The sequence below is a fragment of the Variovorax sp. CF079 genome, assembly GCF_900101545.1.
In the GTDB taxonomy this organism is placed as follows: domain Bacteria; phylum Pseudomonadota; class Gammaproteobacteria; order Burkholderiales; family Burkholderiaceae_C; genus Variovorax.
This window is the reverse complement of record NZ_FMZU01000065.1, coordinates 1-1,212: the sequence shown is the minus strand read 5'-3', so window position 1 is coordinate 1,212 and position 1,212 is coordinate 1. Positions and strand designations below refer to the sequence as shown.

General features: G+C 67.7%; 1 protein-coding gene. It reads left to right on the top strand.

Annotated features, from left to right (window positions below; translation table 11 throughout):
• A partial coding sequence (gene bamA / locus BLS74_RS33560) for an outer membrane protein assembly factor BamA (RefSeq protein WP_093112354.1) occupies positions 1-1,212 on the top strand: 1,212 nt, incomplete at both ends.

Sequence of the window (1,212 nt, the reverse complement as noted above, 5' to 3'; positions counted from 1 at the left end):
GGCCGCCTGGGCCGTCGAGCCCTTCACGGTACGCGACATCCGGGTCGAAGGCCTGCAACGCGTGGAGCCCGGCACCATCTTCGCCTCGCTGCCGCTGCGCGTGGGCGACACCTACAGCGACGAGCGCGGCACGGCTGCCATCCGCGCGCTGTTCGACCTGGGCCTGTTCAAGGACGTGCGCATCGACGTCAGCGGCAACGTGCTGGTGGTGATCGTCGAGGAGCGCCCCACCATCGCCGACGTCGACTTCGTGGGCACCAAGGAGTTCGACAAAGCCGTGCTGCAGAAGGCGCTGCGCGAGGTCGGCCTGGCCGACGGCCGCCCCTACGACAAGGCCCTGGCCGACCGCGCCGAGCAGGAGCTCAAGCGCCAGTACGTCAGCCGCAGCCTGTACAACGCCCAGGTCGTCACCACCGTCACGCCGATCGAGCGCAACCGCGTCAACCTGACCTTCACCGTCACCGAAGGCGAGGCCGCGCGCATCCGCGAAGTGCGCATCGTGGGCAACAAGGCCTTCAGCGAAGGCACGCTGCTGGATCTCTTCGACCAGGACGCGGGCGGCTGGATGAGCTGGTACACCAAGAGCAACCAGTACTCGCGCGCCAAGCTCAACGCCGACCTGGAGACGCTGCGCTCTTACTACATCACGCGCGGCTACCTGGAGTTCCGCATCGACTCCACGCAGGTGGCGATCTCGCCGGACCGCCAGGACCTCGCGATCACGGTGAACCTCACCGAGGGCGAGAAGTTCGTGGTGGCCGGGGTCAAGATGGAGGGCAACTACCTCGGGCGCGAGGAGGAGTTCAAGTCGCTGGTGACGATCCAGCCCGGGGAGCCCTACAACGGCGAGCAGGTGACGGAGACCACCAAGGCCTTCACCGACTACTTCGGCACCTTCGGCTACGCGTTCGCGCGGGTGCAGGCCGAGCCGGAGATCGACCGCACCAACAACCGCGTGTCGCTGACGCTGAAGGCGGAGCCCTCGCGGCGGGTGTACGTGCGGCGGGTGGCCATCGGGGGCAACAACCGCACGCGCGACGAGGTGATCCGGCGCGAGTTCCGCCAGTACGAGGCGTCCTGGTACGACGGCGACAAGATCAAGCTGTCGCGCGACCGGGTGGACCGCCTGGGCTTCTTCACCGAGGTGAATGTGGAGACGCAGGAGGTGCCGGGCTCGCCGGACCAGGTCGACCTGACGATCAACGTGGCCGA